The organism is Pseudomonas sp. Bout1 (genome assembly GCF_034314165.1).
In the GTDB taxonomy this organism is placed as follows: Bacteria; Pseudomonadota; Gammaproteobacteria; order Pseudomonadales; family Pseudomonadaceae; genus Aquipseudomonas.
In genome coordinates this window covers 399,949-419,113 of sequence record NZ_JAVIWK010000001.1, presented here as the reverse complement: position 1 = coordinate 419,113, position 19,165 = coordinate 399,949, and the positions used below count along the sequence as shown (strand labels likewise).

General features: G+C 61.1%; 17 protein-coding genes and 2 pseudogenes. 9 read left to right on the top strand and 10 right to left on the bottom strand.

Going from position 1 to position 19,165, the window contains the following annotated elements:
- Positions 1 to 14: 14 nt before the first annotated feature.
- From hisI to RGV33_RS01860, 9 genes and pseudogenes are all read left to right on the top strand, one after another.
- Positions 15 to 407 (top strand): phosphoribosyl-AMP cyclohydrolase, encoded by a 393-nt coding sequence (gene hisI / locus RGV33_RS01895; RefSeq protein WP_010169173.1) that lies wholly within the window; start codon positions 15 to 17, stop codon positions 405 to 407.
- A 2-nt stretch (positions 408 to 409) separates the two neighbouring features.
- Positions 410 to 742, top strand: coding sequence for a phosphoribosyl-ATP diphosphatase (locus RGV33_RS01890; protein ID WP_322142878.1), 333 nt, complete (start codon positions 410 to 412; stop codon positions 740 to 742).
- Positions 743 to 767: 25 nt separating this feature from the next.
- On the top strand, positions 768 to 1,046 hold the full coding sequence (locus RGV33_RS01885; RefSeq protein ID WP_017478213.1) for a twin-arginine translocase TatA/TatE family subunit: 279 nt from the start codon (positions 768 to 770) through the stop codon (positions 1,044 to 1,046).
- A gap of 10 nt (positions 1,047 to 1,056) precedes the next feature.
- Positions 1,057 to 1,497 carry a Sec-independent protein translocase protein TatB gene (gene tatB, locus RGV33_RS01880; protein ID WP_322142877.1) on the top strand — a complete coding sequence of 147 codons (441 nt, stop codon included), beginning with the start codon at positions 1,057 to 1,059 and terminating at the stop codon, positions 1,495 to 1,497.
- Positions 1,494 to 2,285, top strand: a complete 792-nt coding sequence (tatC, locus tag RGV33_RS01875) for a twin-arginine translocase subunit TatC (protein WP_322142876.1) — start codon at positions 1,494 to 1,496, stop codon at positions 2,283 to 2,285. The genes tatB and tatC overlap by 4 nt, the downstream gene beginning before the upstream one ends.
- Positions 2,282 to 2,989, top strand: coding sequence for a 16S rRNA (uracil(1498)-N(3))-methyltransferase (locus RGV33_RS01870; RefSeq protein ID WP_322142875.1), 708 nt, complete (start codon positions 2,282 to 2,284; stop codon positions 2,987 to 2,989). Before tatC ends, RGV33_RS01870 begins: the two co-directional genes overlap by 4 nt.
- 108 nt (positions 2,990 to 3,097) lie before the next feature.
- Positions 3,098 to 4,156 (top strand): annotated as a pseudogene (locus RGV33_RS34125) (methyl-accepting chemotaxis protein); the annotation flags it as partial.
- On the top strand, positions 4,142 to 5,014 hold the full coding sequence (locus tag RGV33_RS34120) for a methyl-accepting chemotaxis protein (RefSeq protein WP_416152101.1): 873 nt from the start codon (positions 4,142 to 4,144) through the stop codon (positions 5,012 to 5,014). The pseudogene RGV33_RS34125 and the gene RGV33_RS34120, both read left to right, overlap by 15 nt.
- Before the next feature lie 172 nt (positions 5,015 to 5,186).
- The gene (locus RGV33_RS01860; RefSeq protein WP_322142873.1) at positions 5,187 to 7,094 is read left to right on the top strand and encodes a methyl-accepting chemotaxis protein; all 1,908 of its coding nucleotides are present in this window, start codon (positions 5,187 to 5,189) and stop codon (positions 7,092 to 7,094) included.
- 3 nt (positions 7,095 to 7,097) lie between these two features.
- On the opposite strand, the gene RGV33_RS01855 is transcribed toward RGV33_RS01860, so the two are convergent.
- From RGV33_RS01855 to RGV33_RS01810, 10 genes and pseudogenes are all read right to left on the bottom strand, one after another.
- Positions 7,098 to 7,832 carry an amino acid ABC transporter ATP-binding protein gene (locus RGV33_RS01855; RefSeq protein ID WP_088423043.1) on the bottom strand — a complete coding sequence of 245 codons (735 nt, stop codon included), beginning with the start codon at positions 7,830 to 7,832 and terminating at the stop codon, positions 7,098 to 7,100.
- On the bottom strand, positions 7,825 to 8,784 hold the full coding sequence (locus RGV33_RS01850; protein ID WP_322142872.1) for an amino acid ABC transporter permease: 960 nt from the start codon (positions 8,782 to 8,784) through the stop codon (positions 7,825 to 7,827). The genes RGV33_RS01855 and RGV33_RS01850 overlap by 8 nt, the downstream gene beginning before the upstream one ends.
- Positions 8,785 to 8,923: 139 nt before the next feature.
- On the bottom strand, positions 8,924 to 9,721 hold the full coding sequence (locus tag RGV33_RS01845; protein WP_076018212.1) for a transporter substrate-binding domain-containing protein: 798 nt from the start codon (positions 9,719 to 9,721) through the stop codon (positions 8,924 to 8,926).
- Positions 9,722 to 9,939: 218 nt separating this feature from the next.
- On the bottom strand, positions 9,940 to 10,743 hold the full coding sequence (locus tag RGV33_RS01840; protein WP_322142871.1) for a transporter substrate-binding domain-containing protein: 804 nt from the start codon (positions 10,741 to 10,743) through the stop codon (positions 9,940 to 9,942).
- 234 nt (positions 10,744 to 10,977) lie between these two features.
- Positions 10,978 to 13,553: pseudogene (mdoH, locus tag RGV33_RS01835) on the bottom strand (glucans biosynthesis glucosyltransferase MdoH); the annotation flags it as partial.
- Entirely contained in the window at positions 13,546 to 15,285 is a 1,740-nt protein-coding gene (locus RGV33_RS01830) for a glucan biosynthesis protein G (RefSeq protein WP_322142870.1), read from the bottom strand. The pseudogene mdoH and the gene RGV33_RS01830, both read right to left, overlap by 8 nt.
- 267 nt (positions 15,286 to 15,552) lie before the next feature.
- Positions 15,553 to 15,990: a D-aminoacyl-tRNA deacylase gene (gene dtd, locus RGV33_RS01825; RefSeq protein ID WP_017478202.1), complete on the bottom strand. Its 438-nt coding sequence runs from the start codon at positions 15,988 to 15,990 to the stop codon at positions 15,553 to 15,555.
- On the bottom strand, positions 15,987 to 16,958 hold the full coding sequence (gene pip, locus RGV33_RS01820) for a prolyl aminopeptidase (protein ID WP_322142869.1): 972 nt from the start codon (positions 16,956 to 16,958) through the stop codon (positions 15,987 to 15,989). Before pip ends, dtd begins: the two co-directional genes overlap by 4 nt.
- A 103-nt stretch (positions 16,959 to 17,061) precedes the next feature.
- Positions 17,062 to 17,997 carry an alpha/beta hydrolase gene (locus RGV33_RS01815; RefSeq protein WP_322142868.1) on the bottom strand — a complete coding sequence of 312 codons (936 nt, stop codon included), beginning with the start codon at positions 17,995 to 17,997 and terminating at the stop codon, positions 17,062 to 17,064.
- 173 nt (positions 17,998 to 18,170) lie between these two features.
- Positions 18,171 to 19,118: a choline ABC transporter substrate-binding protein gene (locus RGV33_RS01810; protein WP_322142867.1), complete on the bottom strand. Its 948-nt coding sequence runs from the start codon at positions 19,116 to 19,118 to the stop codon at positions 18,171 to 18,173.
- Positions 19,119 to 19,165: the final 47 nt, after the last annotated feature.

The window sequence follows — 19,165 nt, the reverse complement described above, 5'->3', positions numbered from 1 at the left end:
TGCCGGAGCCGAAAATGAAAGACTGGCTGGACGAGATCAAGTGGGACAGTGACGGCCTGGTGCCGGCCATTGCCCAGGACTACAAGACCGGGCGTGTATTGATGATGGCCTGGATGAACCGCGAGGCCCTGAGCCTCACGGCCGCCGAGAACCGCGCCATCTACTGGTCACGTTCGCGTGGCAAACTGTGGCGCAAGGGCGAAGAGTCCGGGCACGTGCAAACCCTGCACGAGATGCGTATCGACTGCGACGCCGATGTGGTGATTCTCAAGGTCGAGCAGATTGGCGACATCGCCTGTCACACCGGCCGTCACAGCTGCTTCTACCGCGTGTTCGAGAACGGCGAGTGGAAGACCGTCGAGCCCGTACTCAAAGACCCGCACGCTATCTATTCGGCAGGACACTGAACATGAGCGATACCCTGAACCGTGTGGCCCAGGTGCTGGAAGACCGCAAGGGCGCGGCCGCCGACAGCTCCTACGTCGCCAGCCTGTACCACAAGGGCCTGAACAAGATTCTGGAAAAACTCGGCGAAGAGTCCGTCGAGACGATTATTGCTGCCAAGGACGCGCAAATCAGCGGCGACTGCAGCGACGTGATCTACGAAACTGCCGACTTGTGGTTCCACAGTCTGGTCATGCTCGCCCAACTGGGGCAGCATCCACAGGCAGTGCTTGATGAACTGGACCGTCGCTTCGGCTTGTCCGGGCATGCCGAAAAGGCCTCGCGCCCGTCCGCCTGACCAACTTTTACAGAGGAATTGCAGCATGGGCATTTTTGACTGGAAACACTGGATCGTCATTCTTGTGGTCGTTGTGCTGGTGTTCGGCACCAAGAAACTGAAAAACCTCGGCACCGACGTTGGTGAGTCGATCAAGGGCTTTCGCAAGGCCATGAACGACGACGAAAAGCCTGCCGACCCGGTCGTCAACCCGGTGCCACCGGCGCAGCCTGTACACCCGCAGGCCACTCAGCCGATCACTGAACGTCGCACCTTCGACGTACAGGCCGAGCACGTCAAAGAGCAGAACCAAAAAGACTCGTGAGTACTGAATAATGTTTGGTATCAGCTTCTCTGAACTGCTCCTCGTCGGCCTCGTGGCCCTGCTGGTACTGGGGCCGGAACGCCTGCCCGGTGCCGCGCGCACGGCCGGCCTGTGGATCGGGCGCCTGAAACGCAGTTTCAACGCCATCAAACAGGAAGTTGAACGGGAAATCGGCGCCGACGAGATTCGCCGGCAACTGCACAACGAACACATTCTGTCGTTGGAGCAGGAGGCACGAAAGATTCTCTCTCCGGTGCAGGAAACGCCCAAGCCGGTTGAACCGGTGGCCGAGCACTCGATTGCGCCGCCCGCCGCACCGGCAGCGGTCGTTGAGCCCGTGCATGCCGCCGAGCCTGCGCCCGCCGCGCCAGTGACCCCGACCGAACCCGCGCCGACGCCTGCCGTGTCGCCCGCGCCCCACGACCCTACATTGCCGCCGCGAGCCCCATGAGCGCTGATAAACCGGAAACCGACCAGCACATGCCACTGGTCTCGCACCTCACCGAGTTGCGCACCCGCCTGCTGCGTTGTGTCGCGGCGATCTTCATCATCTTTGCCGGGCTGTTTGCCTTCACCCAGCAGATCTACACGTTCGTCTCCACGCCGCTGCGCAATTACTTGCCGGCTGGCGCGACGATGATCGCCACCGACGTGTCCTCGCCGTTCCTCACGCCGTTGAAGCTGACGATGATGGTCTCGCTGTTCCTGGCGATCCCGGTGATCCTGCATCAGATCTGGGGCTTTATTGCGCCGGGCCTGTACAAGCATGAGAAACGCATCGCCGTGCCGCTGCTGGTGTCGAGCATCCTGCTGTTCTACACCGGCATGGCCTTCGCCTACTTCCTGGTGTTCCCGTTGATCTTCAAATTCTTCGCCGCCGCGACGCCGGCCGGTGTGGAAATGATGACCGACATCACCAGCTACCTCGATTTCGTGATGACGCTGTTCTTTGCCTTTGGCGTGGCGTTTGAAATCCCGGTGGCCGTGGTGCTGCTGGTGTGGATCGGCGTGGTCGACGTCAAGTACCTGAAGAAGATCCGCCCGTACGTGGTCATCGGCTGCTTCGTGGTCGGCATGATCCTGACCCCGCCGGACATCTTCTCCCAGACCCTGCTGGCCGTGCCGATGTGGATGCTGTTCGAGATCGGCATCCTGTTTGGCAGCCTGGTGAGCAAGCGTGGCGACCACCCGGATGACCAACCCGCCGACGACGACCAGCCGCCAGCGACCCAGCCGTGAACCTGCTGCTGCTTGAGGAGGCCGACTTTATCGCGGCCGACCGGGTGGTGCTGCGTGATCGGCGCCTGGTGCATATGCAGGAAGTCCACCGCGCCGCCGTTGGCGACAGCCTGCGTGTCGGACGCATTGGCGGGTTGATGGGTAATGCGCAGTTGCTGCGCCTGGAAGACCGTGAAGCCGAGCTGCAAGTCACCTTTGACCAGCCGCCGCCGGCCAAGCTGCCCCTGACCTTGCTGCTGGCCCTGCCCCGCCCGAAAATGCTGCGCCGGGTGCTGCAAACCGTGGCGTCCATGGGCGTGCCACGGGTGGTACTGGTGAACAGCTATCGCGTGGAGAAGAGTTTCTGGCAGACGCCGTTCCTTGAGCCGGAAGCGATTCGCGAGCAACTGATCCTCGGCCTGGAACAGTCCCGGGACACGGTGCTGCCCGAGATCGTGATCGAAAAACGCTTCAAGCCGTTCGTCGAAGACCGCCTGCCCGCCCTGGCGCAAGGCACCCTCGGCCTGGTTGGCCACCCGGGCGACTATCCGCCCTGCCCACGCGGGCTGGATGAGCCGGTCACCCTGGCCATCGGGCCGGAAGGTGGCTGGATTCCCTACGAAGTGGATTTGTTGGCCAAGGCCGGGTTGCAGCCGGTGCAACTGGGCGCTCGCATCCTGAGAGTCGAAACTGCCGTCACCGCGTTGCTCTCAAGACTCTTCTAAACCCCACAGCAAGCTCCCTCGCCACAAATACATTCGTCCTACAGAAAGATCCCAGCCAGCCGATACGCTCTGAATAAGTCCAAGCCTTGTTCCAGGGGAGTTCGCAGCATGTATCGTTGGTTAGCCGAGAAACTGGGGAATGTCAGCGTCAACCGTAAGCTGGGCATAGGCTTCGGCCTGGTGCTGCTCCTGACGCTATTGATCACCTTCACCGGCTGGACGGGCCTGAGCGGCGTGATCAGCCGTGGCGACAAGCTGGGCTACATCTCCAGCCTCAACGCGCTGACCAAGGACCTGCGCCTGGCGCGCCTGGACTTCGAAATGCGCCGTGGCGAACAAGGCACCAGCGCGGTAAACGACCTGATCACCCAGCTGGACAGTGGCCTGAAAACCGCCGCAGACCTGATCGAGCAACCCGACGACAAACTCGTGGTAGAGCAGCAACAGGATGCCTTGGGCCAATATAAAAAGGCCTTCGGCGCCATGGTGCAGGCCGGCCTCAAGCGTGAAGGCGCCCGCAGCAAACTGGGCGATACCGCCGACAACGCCGTCGCAAAAATCAACGAAGTGGAAAAATCCCTGCTGCAAGGCGACAGCGTCATCCTGTTCAACAGCGTGGTCGACCTGAGCAAACTGATCCAGCAGGCGCGCTTCCAGGTGCGCGGCTACACCTACAGCGCCAAGGTCGAGGCCGAACAGCCGGCGCTGGATGCCATCGACAACGCCCTGAAAAAAATAACCACCCTTGGCGACCAGTTGCCCGAGCAATACCGGGCGAACCTGCAAGAGGCCAGCGTCTCGCTGCAGGCCTACCGCGCTGCCGTGAGCCAGTACCGCGACTCCCAGGTGGCCAGTGCCGCCGCGATGAAAATCATGGGTGAGCAAGGCGATATCCTGCTCGACCGCAGTAACAAGCTCACCACTTCGCAAACCGTGGTGCGTGATACCGATGCCGCCCACGCCAAGAACCTGTTGCTGCTGGCCACTGCCCTGGCGCTGGCCTTCGGCATACTTGCCGCCTGGGCCATTACCCGGCAGATCGTCATCCCGTTGAGCCAGACTCTCAAGGTGGCCGAGCGTGTAGCGGCGGGCGACCTCAGCCACAATTTGATCTCCGAACGCCGCGATGAGCTGGGCCAGTTGCAACGGTCCATGCAGAGCATGACCGTGGGCCTGCGGGAACTGATCGGCGGCATCAGCGACGGTGTCACCCAAATTGCCAGCGCTGCCGAGCAACTGTCGGCGGTCACCGAACAGACCAGCGCCGGGGTCAACAGCCAAAAGGTCGAGACCGACCAAGTGGCCACCGCCATGAACGAAATGGCCGCCACCGTGCAGGAAGTTGCGCGTAACGCCGAGGAAGCTTGCGAAGCGGCTGTAGCCGCTGACCAGCAGGCCCGTGAAGGCGACCGGGTGGTCGGTGAGGCCATCGCCCAGATAGAGCGCCTGGCCGGCGAGGTGGGCAACTCTACCGCGGCCATGGGCCATCTCAAGCGCGAGAGCGACAAGATTGGCAGCGTGCTCGACGTGATCAAGGCCGTGGCCCAGCAAACCAACCTGCTCGCCCTCAACGCGGCGATTGAAGCGGCGCGTGCCGGCGAAGCCGGGCGTGGTTTTGCGGTAGTGGCCGATGAAGTGCGCAGCCTGGCCCAGCGTACCCAGAAGTCCACGGAGGAAATCGAAGAGTTGATCGTCGGCCTGCAAAACGGCACACAGCAAGTGGCAACCATCATGGACAACAGCCGCGGCCTCACCGACAGCAGCGTCGAGCTGACTCGCCGGGCAGGTAATGCACTGGGCAACATCACGCGCACAGTGTCGGCCATTCAGGCGATGAACCAGCAGATAGCCACCGCCGCCGAGCAACAAAGCGCCGTGGCCGAAGAGATCAACCGCAGTGTGCTCAACGTGCGGGACGTTTCCGAACAGACGTCGGCGGCCAGCGAAGAGACCGCCGCTTCCAGTGCCGAGCTGGCGCGCCTGGGGGTTTACCTGCAAAGCCTGGTAGGTCGCTTCAAGGTTTGACCCGCTTGCGGCGGCCATCAGGGCCGCCATCCTGACAACTTGTGAAATTTCCTACGCGTTTTTCAGGTCGTGGATTACACACCTGGCGCCGAATAAAAGTAGCGTTTCAACTCCCCTGACCGTTGTCAGCCGGACGCTTGAGACGCGCCTTTTGATTCGTTGGAGGTTCACCATGTTTCGTCCACTGACCCGCCTGCTGGGAAACATCAGCATCAGCTTCAAACTTGCCCTGGGCTTCGGCCTCGTGCTCAGTCTAAGCCTCATGATCGCGGCCACAGGCTGGCAAGCCTTGAACGCCTCTCTTGATCGATCACAAAAACTCACGATCCTCTCGCAATTGGCCGTCGTCGGCGAAGAGTTGCGCGCTGATCGTATTGTCTATCGCACCCTGAACGACCCGGCCAGCCTGGCAAAGATAGGCTTGCACATGGACAGGATCGACCAACATCTGGTGGATCTTTCCCCGAGGTTTACCGACCCGGTCAACCAACAACAATTGCAGGAAAGCCGCCGCTTTGTCACCAGTTTCAAAACCGCCTTGAGCGGCCTGGATGGCCTGATCAAACAACGCGAGAACGCCCGCGAACAGCTCAAGCGCAGTTCTGTCCAGAGCAGTGACAGCCTTTCTGAACTGTCCAGCAACCTGCCCAACCAAGACGATGAGAAAGCTCTCGACGCGGTGGAGCAATTGCGCCAGGCCATGGAGCAAGCCGAAGACCGGGCCCTCAGCCCCGCCTGGGCCGCCGCCTCACTGGACGCTTATGCCAACGCCGTGAATGACGCGCTGGCGGCACTCGGTGGCGCTCAAGCCGTTGTAGACACACTGCCGGTTGATGCCAGCGCCCTGAAAAACGTCCTGCTCGACTATAGGACTCAACTGACACGCCTCAAGGATGCCCAGCTCTCCACCGAAACCATCCAGAACCAGCTTGAGCAGTGGCTGGATCAGTTGCTCAAGGAAAGCGACCTGCTGGGCCAGGACCAAACCGCCAAGCGTGACAAGGAAGCCAGCCTCGCCCGCACCGTGCTGCTCAACGTCACTGGCGCCGCGCTATTGCTCGGTATCGCCGCCGCCTGGCTGATTGCCGGCCAGATCGTCGCGCCGCTGCGCCAGGCCCTGCACGTGGCCAACCGGATTGCCGAAGGTGACCTGAGCCACCACATCCAGACCTCGCGCCAGGATGAACTGGGGCAGCTGCAACGCAGCATCGGGCAAATGACCCTCAACCTGCGGGGCTTGATCGGTGGCATCGGCGACAGCGCCCGACAGATCGCCAGCGCCGCCGAGCAATTGTCGGCCGTCACCGAGCAGACCCGCGCCGGGGTTGACGGCCAGAAGCAGGAAACCGAACAAGTGGCCACCGCCATGAACGAGATGCTTGCCACTTCCCAGGAAGTCGCGCGCCATGCCGAGCAAGCCTCATTGGCCGCCACCGAGGCCGATCGGCAGGCGGGCCAGGGTGATCGGGTGGTGGCTGAGGCCATTGCCCACATTGAGCACCTGGCCCAGGAGATGGCCCGTTCAAGCCAGGCCATGCAAGGGTTGCAACAGGAGAGCCGGAAGATCGGCAGCGTGCTGGAGGTGATCAAGTCGGTGTCGGAACAGACTAATTTGCTGGCCCTCAACGCCGCGATCGAAGCGGCCCGCGCCGGCGAGGCAGGCAGAGGTTTTGCCGTAGTCGCCGATGAAGTGCGCAGCCTGGCGCAACGCACCCAGCAATCGGCCGAGGAAATCGAGGAGTTGATCAGCGGCCTGCACCGGGGCACGCAACACGTCGCCGATATCATGGACAACAGTCGCAGCCTCACCGACAACAGCGTGCAACTGACCCGCCGCGCAGGCGATGCGCTGGCTGGCATCACCCGCACTGTGTCAGTAATCCAGGAGATGAACCCGCAGATTGCCGCTGCCGCAGAGGAACAAACAGCGGTGGCCGAGGAGATCAACCGCAGTGTGCTGAAGGTCAAGGATGTGTCGGAACAAACCGCAGCCGCGAGTCAGGAGACGGCGGCGGCCAGTATCGAACTGGCGCGCCTGGGTTCGGACTTGCAGGTGTGGGTGGGCAAGTTCAAGGTCTAGCCGTTACAACACCTGACGCAGGAAGGCTTGGGCCCGGGGGTCCTTCGGCGCATCGAAGAATTGCGCCGGAGCGGCGTCCTCCAGCAGTTTGCCGTGATCGAAGAACAGCACACGGTCGGCCACCTCCCGGGCAAAACCCATTTCATGGGTGACGCAGACCATGGTCATGCCTTCCAGGGCCAGGGTTTTCATCACGTCCAGCACTTCGCCGACCATTTCCGGGTCCAGCGCCGAGGTAGGCTCGTCAAACAGCATCACCTTGGGCTCCATCGCCAGCGCGCGGGCAATTGCCACCCGCTGCTGCTGGCCGCCGGAAAGCCGCGACGGGAACTCGTTGGCTTTTTGGGCGATGCCGACTTTTTCCAGGAGTGCCAGGGCCTTGGCCTCGCGCTCTTTCTTGCCGCGCTTGCGCACGACTTTTTGCGCCAGGCACAGGTTTTCGAGCACGGTCATGTGGGGGAACAGGTTGAAGTGCTGGAACACCATGCCGACTTCACGGCGGTAGGCGTTCACGTCGGTTTTCGGGTCTGCCAGTTGCAGGCCGTCGATGCTCACCGAGCCCGAATCGAACTCTTCCAGGCCGTTAAGGCAGCGCAGGAACGTCGACTTGCCGGAACCGGACGGGCCGATTACCACCAGTACTTCACCCTTGGCCACCTGGGTGGTCACGTTGTCTACCGCGCGCACTACGTGGCCACGGGTGTCGAAGACTTTTACCAGATCGCGGACTTCAATCACTTTGCGCGAGCCTCCGCTCAAGCCGGCTGGCGATTTTCGACAGCGGCAGGTTGATCAGCAGGTACAGGCCTGCGACGCAGAACAGGATTTCAAACGGCGAGAATGAGGTGGTGATGACTTCGCGGCCGCTTTTGAGCAGTTCGGTAATCGCGATCACCGACACCAGCGACGTATCCTTCACCAGGCTGATAAATTGCCCGGCCAACGGCGGCAGCACGCGCTTGAAGGCCTGCGGCAACACCACATGGCGCATCGACTGGCCAGCACTCAGGCCCAGGGACCGCGCCGCCTCGTTTTGACCACGGGTAATCGATTGCACACCGGCGCGGATGATTTCCGCCACGTAGGCACCGGTAAACAGCGACAGCGCGGCAATCCCGGCAAACTCCCGCGACAGGTTGAGCACCGTGCCGATGAAGAAATAGAAAATGAATATCTGTACCAAGAGCGGCGTGCCGCGCACCAGTTCGACGTAGATCGTCGACAGATCGCGCAAAGTCGGGTTATTCGACAAGCGACACAACCCGGTCGCCAGGCCGATCAGCAGCCCGAGCGCACCAGACACCACTGACAGCCACAAGGTGGTCCACAAGCCCCACAGCAACGGCCCCGCGGCCCAATGCCGGGTGACGCCGACCACATCGCCCTCGGCCACATCATCGCCCTTGGCCACTTGCAGGCTGTTCTCGGCCACGCTCAGGTGCTGTTCGTTGCCCTCGTCATTGCGCAGGGTGACTTCAGCCACATCGCCCTTGCGCACCAGCTCGCTGACGGTGGAAATGTCCGACGCACGCTGGGACTCTTCGGCCTGGTAGACGAAGTACTGCGGCACGCGGTTCCAGCGCCATTCGTAAGACATCAGGGAGGTGGCGTAGTAGAGCGCACCGGCCAGGCCGACCAGTACCAGCATCGTCAGCAGGTGCCAGGGCCATTGGGCTTTTTTCTGTTTCATTTCAGGTTCCGGGATGTGTATCGCCTGGCAGGCCCTCATCGCGGGCAAGCCCGGCTCCCACATTTGAACGCATTGTCAGAACTGACATCGATCAATGTGGGAGCTGGCTTGCCTGCGATGAAGTCGACGCGGTATCGCGTTATTCCATGTCCTTGAGCCACTCGGAACTCTTGAACCACTTGTCATGGATACGATCGTAGGTGCCGTCGTTGCGGATCTGGTGCAGGAAGTTGTTGATGAAGTTGATGCTGTCGTAGTCGCCCTTCTTCAGGCCGAACGCCAAGGGCTCAAAGGTGAACGGCTGGTCGAGGAACACCAGCTTGCCGGCGCCTACCTTGTTCACCGCCACCACGTTGTACGGCGCGTCATAGACGAAGGCGTCAGCTTTGCCGTTGACCACGTCCAGCACAGCTTCCTGCTCGTTGTCATAGCCGTGGTACTTGGCCTTGGAGATCAGCTTCTTGGCGACCATCTCGCCAGTGGTGCCAAGCTTGGAGGTCAGGCGGTACTTCTCGTCGTTCAGGTCTTTGTAGGACTTGATGGTGCCTTCCAGTTCCTTGCGGATCAGCAGGGTCTGGCCAACCACAATGAACGGTTCGCTGAAGTTCAGGCGCAGGTTGCGTTCCTGGGTCAGGGTCATGCCGCTGCCGATCATGTCGAACTTGTTGGTCAGCAGGGCCGGAATGATGCCGTCATAGCCGGTGGAGATTGGTTCGAACTTGACGCCCATGGACTTGGCCATGGCCTTGAGGATGTCGACTTCAAAACCGATGATTTCACCGCGCTTGTTGGTCATCTGGAACGGCATGTAGGTCGGGTCCATGCCGACTTTCAGCGTACCGCGCTTGACCGCATCATCGATGGCGCCGGCATGGGCTGCATTGACCGCCACCAGTGCGGTGACGCCCAGCAACAGCATCGAAAGATACTTTTTCATCATCAAGTCCCCTGAACTCATTTCTTGTGAGGTCGGCGCGCAAAAGGGCTGCACCATTTCGGGGTGCGATCCTAACCCACTCACCGCTTGGCACAAAGGTTTCGCCCCGATTTGTTGCCAGGGGATGATAGAAAAGCCCCACAACTGTGCAGAAAACGGTACAGCTAGACACTTCACCGCATTGGCCAGCCAATCGATTGATGTGTAAGCAGTTATGACTACCGGTCGATTGCCTGCATCCAGTCCGTGTCCTTGAACCACTTGTCGTGCAGCCGATCGTAGGTGCCATCCTGGGCCACTTGGTTAAGGAAATGATTGATCCAGTTGAGGCTGTCGTAATCACCTTTTTTTACACCGAACGCCAAGGGCTCGTAGGTGAAGGGTTGCTCCAGCGCCAGCAGGGCACTGTTTTGGGGCTTGCCGATGGCGATCAGGTTATAGGGCGCATCATGGATAAACGCGTCGGCCTTGCCCTCCACCACCTGGCGAACGCCTTCTTCAGGCGTCGGAAAACTGCGCAGCCGTGCAGCGCCGAGGAACCTTTTCGCCGCCGCCTCACCTGTCGTACCTTCGGCGGCCACGATGCGGTAACCGGCTTCGTTCAAGTCCTCGATGCTCTGGACCTTGTCAGCCAACCGTGGGTTCAGCAGTACAGTCTGGCCGACGATGATGAACGAATCGCTGAAATTGAGGGTCAGGTTGCGCTCCTGCGTCACGGTCATGCCGCTGCCGATCAGGTCGAACCGGTTGGCCAGCAGGCCTGGGATCAGGTCGGTATACGGCACCGAAACCAGCTCCAGCCGGACCCCCAGCGCCTTGCTCATCTGCCGCAACAGATCGATTTCAAACCCGACGATACGGCCTTCCTTGTCGGTCATTTCGAAGGGGACGTAGGAGGGATTGGTACCGACTTTCAGCACGCCCCGCCGGACGGCTTCGTCTATGGCCCCGGCGTGCACCAGGTAACCGTGGGAAAACGTGACGATGCCGAGCAGCAGCATCGACAAATACCTTTTGATCATGAAAAGCCCCTGTTCCGTTAAGCACCCGCGCACCGAGCCACGCATACGTACGCGTAAACCAGGGGCATCGAGTCAGATTTTGGGGGCGATGCTAACCCACTCGCAGGCACGGCAATACGCTTTGGCGAAGGGTCTTTTGTTTCGAAATAACAAGAAGTTAGCGGGATGAAACAGAAACGAAAAACAGCGTAGGACGGTGACCAAAACGCCCCCGAGGCGGGACCTCGGGGGCGTCGGAATCAGGCCGGTTGAGCCTGGGACGACAGCGGTTTCAATGGCAGTAACGGCGCATGCGGATCGGCCTTGACCGATTCGCGCCAGGCACTGAGCCACTGCTCGTGACCTTCGCTCCACACCTGCTCATGCAAGCGTGCGAGGGCGACCGGATCACTGAGCAACGCCAGGCGCTCGCCGTTGGTGAGGCCGGCCGGGCCGACTTTCACTGCATGGCGAACCCGCTCCACACGCAACCATTCAATCGGCTCCGCCTGCCCGTGACGGGAAGTCGCCAAGGCGCACGCCAGGGCGTTCTGCTGGGGATCGACCACTGCCCGCACAAAGCCGTCGTTCAACGCATGCCAACGGTTTTCGTGGGTGTACTTGTCGGTCGAAAGCAGCGCTTGGGGTGGGTTGTATTCCTCGGGGATCAAAAACAGGCTTTCGTCGCGAGACTTGAGGCCCAGCTTGACCCGGCTGGAAATCACCGACACCGGGATCGACAGCATCAACGAACCCACGATCGGCACCAGCCACCACAGGAAGCTTGGGTTCAACCACACCACCAGCAGTGCCCAGAAGAAACCGAGCAAGGTCTGCGGACCGTGGCGCTTGACCGCCTCGCTCCATGGCGTGGAGTCATCGTCGCGCTGTGGCGAGTTCCAGGTCGCGGCCCAGCCAAGGAACGCGGCGAGTACGAAACGGGTGTGGAAGATCATCCGCACCGGCGCCAGCAACATGGAGAACAGCATCTCCAGCAGCATCGACAGCGTGACCTTGAACTTGCCGCCGAACTCTTTCGCGCCCTTGGCCCAGATCAGGATGATGCTCAACAGTTTAGGCAGGAACAGCAGCACGATGGTGGTGGAGAACAGCGCTACCGCCTTGTCCGGGTGCCATTGTGGCCACAGCGGGTATAGCTGGCGTGGCGCCATGAAGTACTGCGGTTCCATCAGTGTGTTGACCGCCAGCAAGGCCGTCGACAGCACCAGGAAGAAGAACCACAACGGCGCCGACAGGTACGACATCACGCCGGTCAGGAACACCGCACGGTGCACCGGGTGCATGCCTTTGACCAGGAACAGGCGGAAGTTCATCAGGTTGCCGTGGCACCAGCGACGGTCACGCTTGAGTTCGTCCAGCAGGTTGGGCGGCAGTTCTTCGTAGCTGCCCGGCAAGTCGTAGGCAATCCACACGCCCCAGCCGGCACGGCGCATCAGCGCAGCTTCAACAAAGTCGTGGGAAAGGATTGCACCGGCAAACGCACCTTTACCCGGCAACGGCGCCAGGGCGCAGTGCTCGATAAACGGCTTCATGCGGATGATCGCGTTGTGGCCCCAGTAGTGGGATTCACCCAGCTGCCAGAAGTGCAGGCCAGCGGTAAACAGCGGGCCGTACACCCGGGTGGCGAACTGCTGCATGCGCGCATACAGGGTGTCCATGCCCGACGCACGCGGCGCGGTCTGGATAATCCCGGCATCCGGCGTGGCTTCCATCAAGCGCACCAGGCTGGTCAGGCATTCGCCGCTCATTACGCTGTCGGCGTCGAGCACCACCATGTACTTGTAGTCACCGCCCCAGCGACGGCAGAAGTCGTCGAGGTTGCCGCTCTTGCGTTTGACGCGACGGCGACGGCGGCGATAGAAGATCTTGCCAAACCCGCCAGCATCGCGGCACACGTCGAGCCAGGCCTGCTGCTCGGCGATGCAGATATCGGCCTCGTTACTGTCGCTGAGGACGAAAAAGTCGAAACGATCCAGGTCACCGGTGGCGGCGACCGATTCGAACGTCGCGCGCAGGCCCGCAAATACCCGAGGCACGTCTTCGTTGCAGATCGGCATGACCAGCGCGGTGCGGGCATCTTTCGCAATCGGCTCGTTACCGGCACTTTTACCGGAGATACGGTATTTATCGTGACCAGTGAGCAATTCGAGGAAGCCCATCAGCGCGGTCCAGAAACCGGCCGAAACCCAGCAGAACAGAATCCCGAACAGTACCAGGATGCTGGTTTGCAAGGCGTAAGGCAGTACTTGGGTTGCGGTTTGCAGCAGGGTCTGGTTGCGGATCTCGTCAAAGTCGACGAACGACCAGCCCTGGTACGGCATGATGCCTTTCATGTACCAGCCGGCGACGATCGTCTGGCCGAGCATCAGCACCAGCAGGATATAGCGACGGATCGAACCGACGGTGCGCCAGCGGGCAGCCGGCAGCACACGTTCATCTTTGGGCGGGGCCGGTGGGTTGGTGCGCCCGGTCAGGCGGCGCCAGCCACGCACCAGGATATTGGTGCGCCACGGCTCAGGCACGACCTTGGTCCGACGGATCGGCGGCGTGGCCTTGAGGCAAACCCGGCCACTGGCGTCGAGCGCCAGCATTTCGGCGTCTTGCAGCTCTTCGGCGGTGTTGAGGGTCAGCCGGGCGCCTACCGACGCTTGGGCAGCGTCGGCAGGTGCGTCGAATGTGGACGATGACAGGCGCTTGTGCAATTCACTGAAGGAGTCGCAGCCCGCCAGCTCGGCGCGCTGCTCGTCGGTCATCGGTAGATGCGCCAGGTACTCGGCAAGAGTCTCTGGCTGGACTTGAGAATTACTCATCGGCAGGCAACTGATAGCTCCAGGTTTCGGTCAGGACTTGCTCTGTCTTGGCCGGCTCCGGTGTGGCTGGGGCCGCAGCTTCTGGCTGCTTGGCATCCTTGTCTTTCGGGTCTTTCTTGGCCGCCTTCTCGTGTTGCTTGGCCAGGAGCTTGTCGGCCTTGAGCACTTGGGTCGAAGCCTTCTCGGGCTCCGGCGCCACAATGTCCTGGACCAGGGCGGCACGCATTTCAGTCGGCTTGCCCGCGTCCTTGATCTTCATGCGCAGAGTCAGGCGCCAGCCTTGGGTGTGCGGGTTGTAGCGCACGCTGTTTTCAACGATTTCGGCGTTGTCGCCCACGCTGACCTGGCTGCGCACCGGAGCATCAGCCGGCAGTTTCTTCAGGGACGGGCCCTCGAAGTCCACCAGGTAAGCCACGCTGCCGTCTGGCTGGCGGATCAGGTTGGATTGCTTGACGTCGCCGGTGGAACGCAGGGTCTGCTTGACCCAGGCGCTTTCTGGCGAATGGAACTCGGCGTCTTTCAACGTCCAGTGCAGGCGGTAGGCGACGTCCAGCGGCTTGCCCGGCTCCGGCAAAGTTTCCGGGCTCCAGAAGGCAACGATGTTGTCGTTGGTTTCGTCGGCGGTCGGAATCTCTACCAGGTCGACGGAGCCCTTGCCCCAGTCGCCATCGGGCTCGATCCAGGCGCTTGGGCGCTTGTCGTAGTTGTCGTCGAGGTCTTCGTAGTGGCTGAAATTACGACCGCGTTGCAGCAGGCCGAAACCACGCGGGTTTTCCACGGTGAAGTTGCTGACCGACAGGTGTTTGGGGTTGTTCAGTGGGCGCCAGATCCACTCACCATTACCGGCATGGATCGACAGGCCGCTGGAATCGTGCAGCTCGCGACGGTAGTTGAGGACCTTGGACGGCTGGTTGGCGCCGAACAGGAACATGCTGGTCAGCGGGGCGATGCCCAGCTTGGTCACCTTGTCACGCAGGTACATCTGGGATTTGACGTCGACGACGGTGTCGGTGCCAGGGCGCAGGATCAGGCGATAAGCGCCGGTGGCCCGTGGAGAATCCAGCAGGGCGTAGATCACCAACTGCTTTTCACCCGGCTTTGGACGCTCAATCCAGAACTCGGTGAAACGCGGGAACTCTTCGCCAGACGGCAAGGCAGTGTCGATCGCCATGCCACGGGCCGACAGGCCGTAGACCTGGTCTTTACCCACGACGCGGAAATAGCTCGCGCCGAGCATGGTCATGATTTCGTCTTGCTTGTCGCCCTTGTTGATCGGGTACAGCACACGGAAGCCGGCATAACCCAGCTGTTCGGTGGCCTTGGGATCAAACTTGACGTCGCCGAAATCGAAACGAGCCGGGTCGTACTTGATTTCCTGGACGCTGTCGGCGGTGACTTCGTTGATTTTCACCGGCGTGTCGAAGTGCATGCCCTGGTGATAGAAGGACAGCTTGAACGGGGTGTTTTGATCGGCCCACTCGGCTTTTTCGTTGCGGAAACGAATTTTCTGGTAGTCAGCGAATTTCATTTCGCGGAATTCGTTCGGCAAATTGCTGCGCGGAGCTTCGTATTTCTGCCCGGCCAGCTCTTTTGCCTTGGCCGACACATCGTCCAGACTGAATGCCCACAGTTGACCCGCGCCGAACAGGCAAAACAGGGCAGAGCCCGTTACCAGTGCGTTTCGTAACCGTTTGGCAGACAATTTTGGTGCATTACAGGGACTAACAATCACGAGCAACCCTCGCCGAAAACAGATCAAAAAACCAACGGCCAGCTATCTATATGCCAGGTTGGCGAGCATTGTTCCGACTCCTCTGGGGCTAAATGATTCCCCAATAGCGATCGGACAAGTCTCTACCTAAGTCAAAAATGGACCAATTAACGCTGATCCCCGTAGCGCGCGATTATCTAGTAGCCCGCGAGACAACGCATCAGGGACAGCGAAGTATTTGTAGCGAAATCCCGGTTTTTTGGGCATCACAAGTCGTTTTCAGTACATTCACGTCTGTAACAGGAAGGTGACCGGCCCGTCATTGACCAAATGTACCTGCATATCCGCGCCAAAACGCCCTGCCGCTACCGTGCCATGCAATTGTTGCGCTTGTAACAGCAGGTAGTCGAAAAGTGCCTCGCCCAACGCCGGCGGTGCCGCCGTGGAGAAGCTCGGTCGCAGGCCACTCTTGGTGTCTGCCGCCAGGGTGAACTGCGACACCAGCAGCAAACCGCCGCCGATGTCTTTCAAGGACAAGTTCATCTTGCCCTCATCGTCGCTGAACACCCGATAGTTAAGCAGCTTATGCAGCAGCTTGTCGGCGCAGGCCTGGGTATCTGACGGCTCGACGGCCACCAGCACCAGCAAACCCTGGTCGATCGCACCGACGACTTGCCCCTCCACCTCGACCCGGGCGCCGCGCACCCGCTGCAAAAGCCCCTTCATGCTTCTTCGGGCGGCAGATCGAGCAGGCGCCGTGCCATTTCACTCGCCGCACGCACCAGCGCATCGGTAATGCCGGGCTCGGAAGCCGCGTGGCCGGCTTCGCGGATGATCTGCAATTCGCTGTTGGGCCACGCCTGATGCAGCTCCCAGGCGTTATCCAGCGGGCAGATCATATCGTAGCGGCCATGCACGATTACGCCAGGCAGATGGGCGATCTTGTGCATATCGCGGATCAGCTGGTTGGGCTCAAGGAATGAATTGTTGGTGAAGTAGTGGCATTCGATACGGGCAATCGACAGGGCGCGCTGTGGCTCGGAGAACCGCTCGATCAACTGCGGGTTCGGGCACAGGCCCAACATGCGGCCTTCCCACGTGGACCAGGCCTTGGCCGCGTGCATCTGGGCGATCTGGTCGTTGCCGGTCAGGCGCTTGTGGTAGGCGCCGAGCAGGTCGTGGCGCTCCTCCGCAGGGATCGGCGCGAGGTAGTCCTGCCAGTAATCCGGGAACAGACGGCTGGCGCCAGCCTGGTAGAACCACTGAATGTCCTGGGGGCGAGCCAGGAAAATGCCGCGCACGATCAGGCCATGCACGCGCTCCGGGTGGGTTTGCGCGTAGGCCAGGGCCAGCGTCGAGCCCCAGGAACCGCCGAACAACACCCATTTTTCGATGCCCAGGTGCTCGCGAATCCGCTCCAGGTCGGCCACCAGGTCCCAGGTGGTGTTGTTTTCCAGGCTGGCCCGTGGGGTGGAGCGCCCGCAGCCGCGCTGATCAAAAGTAACAATTCGGTACAGATTCGGATTGAAATAGCAGCGGCTATTGGCGTCACACCCGGCGCCAGGGCCGCCGTGGATGAATACGACGGGCAAGCCTTCCGGGGAACCGCTTTCGTCGACATACAGTACATGGGTTTCGTCGACGGCCAGATCGTGCCGGGCGTAGGGTTTGATCTGCGGGTACAAAGTCTGCATTGCGCGCTCCGTAAGGGGTCGAGTTCATCCCTGGGGGGACGTCTATTATTTTGCCGTCTGGCATCATAAACCCGAATTGTGCAATGAGCATGCCTTGGTGAACCTAGACCTGTGTCAGCAGAACACCACGCAGGTAATCCAGCAGATACGCGTAGAGCCGGTCGACCTCTGCCACCTGGCCTCGGGCCCGTAAACAGCCGTGGACCAGGCCTTTTCCGGGATACAGCGTGGCCGCTACCCCGCCCGCTTGCAGGCGTTCGGCGTACAGCACGCCGTCGTCGCGCAGCGGGTCGAACTGGGCAACGGCGATCAGTGCCGGGGGCAATCCGCTGAAATCCAGGGCCCGCAATGGCATGGCGTAAGGCGATGGCTGGCTCGGGCCACGCAGGTAGAGCGCCAGGTAGCATTCGGTGTCGGCAGTACTGAGCAGCGGCGCGTCGACGCAGTCGCGGCGCGACGGCAAGTCGGCGGGGCCGCCCAGGCCGGGGTAGATCAGGATTTGCGCCAAGGGCTGTGGCAGGTGGTCATCGCGCAGGCCCAGGCACAAGGCAGCCGCCAGGTTACCGCCGGCGCTGTCACCGGCCACCACCAGACGCTGAAGGTTGATGCGGCACGGCGCTTCACCCGCCTGAATCGCCCGCCAGACCGCGCGGCAATCGTCGAAGGCGGCCGGGAACGGATGTTCGGGCGCCAGGCGGTAATCGATGGCGATGACCAGCACCTGCAGCGAGTCGGCCAGCTCACAGCAGATAAAGTCGTGGGAATCCAGGCCGCCGACCACCCAGCCGCCACCGTGCATATAAAGGATGCATGGCCAGCCGCCATCAGGGATGTGTGCCGTCGGCTGATACAGACGTACGCCCACGCTACCCAGGGAAATATCTGACACCTGCAACCCTTCAGGGCGCGCCGGGGTGAACGCCTGGCACATGCGGTCATAGCCAAGGCGCAATCCGGCCAGCGAGGTGTCGTCGCTGGTGAAGGATTCGGTTTTTTCGACAAAGGCGCACATCTGCGCGCAAATCGGGTAATGGGACATGAGGATGATCGTCCTGATAGGAAGATTCAAAGCACACCACAAGGCAAATGTGGGAGCTGGCTTGCCTGCGATAGCGGTGTGTCAACCAACGCCATCGTCGACTGATAAACCGCCATCGCGGGCAAGCCCGACTCCCACATGGGTTCTTTGTTGTTTGATCTAGCGTGTTCGCATCAGGGTTTGAGGCTGGCCTGCACCGCCGCCACGCCGTCCTTGCCATCCAGCGTCGTCACACCGGCCAGCCAGCGCTGCAAGTCCTCGGGATTATCGCGCAGCCACTGTTTGGCCACATCCTGGGGCGTCTTGCGGTCCATGATCGGCACCATCAACTGGCTTTCCTGGGCCGCGGTGTAGGTCAGGTTTTCCAGCAGGCGCGTCACGTTGGGGCAGCGCTCGGCATAATCCGGAGCCGTTACCGTGGAGACCGTGGCCATGCCCTCGTTGGCACCGAACACATCTTCACTGCCGGTCAGGTAAGCCATTTTCATGTTGATGTTCATCGGGTGCGGGGTCCAACCGACAAACACCACGAACTCCTTGCGGTTCACCGCGCGCTGCACCGCCGCCAACATGCCCGCTTCGCCGGACGCCACCAGCTTGAAGCCGCCGAGGCCAAAGCGGTTACTGTCGATCATTTTCTGGATGTCGGTGTTGGCGCCGCTGCCCGGTTCGATGCCATAGATCTTGCCGCCCAGCTTGTCCTTGAAGCGGGCGATGTCGGCAAAGGTTTTCAGGCCGGCATCGGCGACGTACTGCGGCACCGCCAGGGTAGCCTGAGCGTCTGACAGGCTGGGTTTGTCGAACACCTTGACTTGATTGGCCGCAAGAAACGGCGCGATGTTGTTGTCCATCGCCGGCTTCCAGTAGCCGAGGAAAATATCCAGGCGCTTGTCGCGAATGCCGGCAAAGATGATTTGCTGCACGGCGCTGATTTGCTTGCTGTCGTAGCCCAGGCCATTGAGCAGCACATCGGCCATGCCGCTGGTGGCGATCACGTCGGTCCAACTGACCACGCCCATGCGCACCGCCTTGCACGAGGCCGGGTCGGCGGCCATCGCGTTGGCGCTCAGGAGTGCGGCGCCGGTGAGAATCAACAGACAACGGTTGAACAGTCTTTTCATCGATGCGGTCTCACTCGGCAGTTTTTATTGTGGGGATGGCGTCTGAC

What these genes read in the sequence shown, in the direction of transcription:
- RGV33_RS01890 (WP_322142878.1), top strand. Translation starts at nt 410, where the DNA reads ATGAGCGATACCCTGAACCGTGTGGCCCAGGTGCTGGAAGACCGCAAG.
- tatB (WP_322142877.1), top strand. Translation starts at nt 1,057, where the DNA reads ATGTTTGGTATCAGCTTCTCTGAACTGCTCCTCGTCGGCCTCGTGGCC.
- RGV33_RS34120 (WP_416152101.1), top strand. Translation starts at nt 4,142, where the DNA reads ATGCAGAGCATGACCGTGGGCCTGCGGGAACTGATCGGCGGCATCAGC.
- RGV33_RS01885 (WP_017478213.1), top strand. Translation starts at nt 768, where the DNA reads ATGGGCATTTTTGACTGGAAACACTGGATCGTCATTCTTGTGGTCGTT.
- tatC (WP_322142876.1), top strand. Translation starts at nt 1,494, where the DNA reads ATGAGCGCTGATAAACCGGAAACCGACCAGCACATGCCACTGGTCTCG.
- RGV33_RS01815 (WP_322142868.1), bottom strand. Translation starts at nt 17,997, where the DNA reads ATGTCCCATTACCCGATTTGCGCGCAGATGTGCGCCTTTGTCGAAAAA.
- RGV33_RS01845 (WP_076018212.1), bottom strand. Translation starts at nt 9,721, where the DNA reads ATGAAAAAGTATCTTTCGATGCTGTTGCTGGGCGTCACCGCACTGGTG.
- dtd (WP_017478202.1), bottom strand. Translation starts at nt 15,990, where the DNA reads ATGAAGGGGCTTTTGCAGCGGGTGCGCGGCGCCCGGGTCGAGGTGGAG.
- pip (WP_322142869.1), bottom strand. Translation starts at nt 16,958, where the DNA reads ATGCAGACTTTGTACCCGCAGATCAAACCCTACGCCCGGCACGATCTG.
- hisI (WP_010169173.1), top strand. Translation starts at nt 15, where the DNA reads ATGAAAGACTGGCTGGACGAGATCAAGTGGGACAGTGACGGCCTGGTG.
- RGV33_RS01860 (WP_322142873.1), top strand. Translation starts at nt 5,187, where the DNA reads ATGTTTCGTCCACTGACCCGCCTGCTGGGAAACATCAGCATCAGCTTC.
- RGV33_RS01850 (WP_322142872.1), bottom strand. Translation starts at nt 8,784, where the DNA reads ATGAAACAGAAAAAAGCCCAATGGCCCTGGCACCTGCTGACGATGCTG.
- RGV33_RS01810 (WP_322142867.1), bottom strand. Translation starts at nt 19,118, where the DNA reads ATGAAAAGACTGTTCAACCGTTGTCTGTTGATTCTCACCGGCGCCGCA.
- RGV33_RS01840 (WP_322142871.1), bottom strand. Translation starts at nt 10,743, where the DNA reads ATGATCAAAAGGTATTTGTCGATGCTGCTGCTCGGCATCGTCACGTTT.